The following is a 1,517-nucleotide window of genomic DNA, read 5'->3' on the forward strand; positions in this document are numbered from 1 at the left end:
CTTCTGGCTGCCCTGGTCCTGACCCTCGGAGGGTGTACCCGGGGGGACACAGGGATCTTTGCCGATATCGAGCAGGAGGTAAAGATCAGGTCCAATAACCTGGTGGATAACACCTTCATCGCCAGCATGGCCGCTTCGGGAGACTACTTCTACGCGGTGGCGGGCACGGGGCTCTTCCGGCGCCCCATAAATGGCGATACCTGGCGTCGGGTTAGCCCCAGGGACAGGAAAGCGTCGTCCGTGGCCGTGATTAAGAATGAGAATGATGATCAATACGAGGTCTACGTGATTCTCTCGTCGGATGGAAAGAACACGACACTCCGGAAGGCTGTCGAGGGGGTGGAGGGAGAACTTTCCTGGGAGGTCGTTCTCGGGAGCGGTTCTTATCTGGAGGACAATAGCGAGAACACACTCTCCAGACTCACAGGGGTGGCTGCTATCAATGATGCTATCCCTCCCGATCCCGGCGCTCATCCTAACACGCTGCTCGTCACCATGCGGCAGGAGGGCGACAATAAGCAACGTTACCTGGCGGTGAACCCGCAGAAAGACGACCCTCAAGACAGGCTCCACCGCTTTGTCGGGTACGAAAATCCGGGGGACGACCTGATCCCGAGTTCTCGTCCCCCGGGAAAGGCCTTTGTGGCAGGTGACTACCTCTGGATCGCCAGAAACAGTCTTTGGTGGCTGCCTTTAACACGGTTGAATACTAATGATGATATCAAGGAAATAAAAGCCCCGCCACCAAACCTGGGGGCTGTGGAGCCCGTACCCCGCAATGGTGACACCTTCCTCGTGGCGGCCACGCTTACGGGCAGGCTCTATAAATCACCGAATCTGCCAGGGGTCCCAGATCTAAACGACTGGGATGCTGACAGCTGGGGAAGTCCCTTTGCATCCCGCAACAGGGCCTTCGCGAGCCTCCTCTGGCTTCCAGATAGGGAGATATTCCTGGCAGGAACAATCACTAGCGAGAATCCTACCAGTCGGGACCGAAACGGCTACTACCACGCCCGCCCCCTGAACGATTTCGACGGCGTCAGCTGGACCTCGGGCCGCGATATCAGCAGGAGTTACGGTTCGGCGGACCTCTCCTCAACTGCCGTGACGGGACTTATGGAGCTGGGAGGGCTCGTCTTTGCCCTGACTGATGATAAAGGCCTCTGGAGCACCTCCAGCTATAACACCGGGACATCGCCCACCTGGGTCTGGGAGTAAAACCACAGACCCGGATCTGGCCGTCAAAAGAGGGCCGGCAGATCTTGCGACCAATAAAAAAGACCGCCCGGGAGGCGGTCTTTTTTATTGGTCGCTGCGGACATGCTTCAAGGCAACCCGTGGAGCACGGCCCGGACCCGCTCGTCGGGGTACTGCTGGTCGATCTCCTCGGGCAGCAACCCCACCAGCTCGTGGCTCAGGTAGTGAATCCAGTGATCCTCCTCGGGCGTCTGGATCTCGTGCTTCCGGCAGTAGTAATCGGGCTGGATCGGCTGCTTTTCCTCCACGTAGTGGCGGAT

General features: G+C 58.5%; 1 protein-coding gene and 1 pseudogene. One reads left to right on the forward strand and one right to left on the reverse strand.

Going from position 1 to position 1,517, the window contains the following annotated elements:
- A partial coding sequence (locus B071_RS17480; protein ID WP_040588432.1) for a hypothetical protein occupies positions 1–1,218 on the forward strand: 1,218 nt, incomplete at its 5' end.
- A 107-nt stretch (positions 1,219–1,325) separates the two neighbouring features.
- Here B071_RS17480 and B071_RS17485 read toward each other — a convergent pair.
- Positions 1,326–1,517, reverse strand: a pseudogene (locus B071_RS17485) (phosphoribosyltransferase); the annotation flags it as partial.

It is taken from the genome of Alkalispirochaeta alkalica DSM 8900, assembly GCF_000373545.1.
Lineage (GTDB): Bacteria > Spirochaetota > Spirochaetia > DSM-27196 > Alkalispirochaetaceae > Alkalispirochaeta > Alkalispirochaeta alkalica.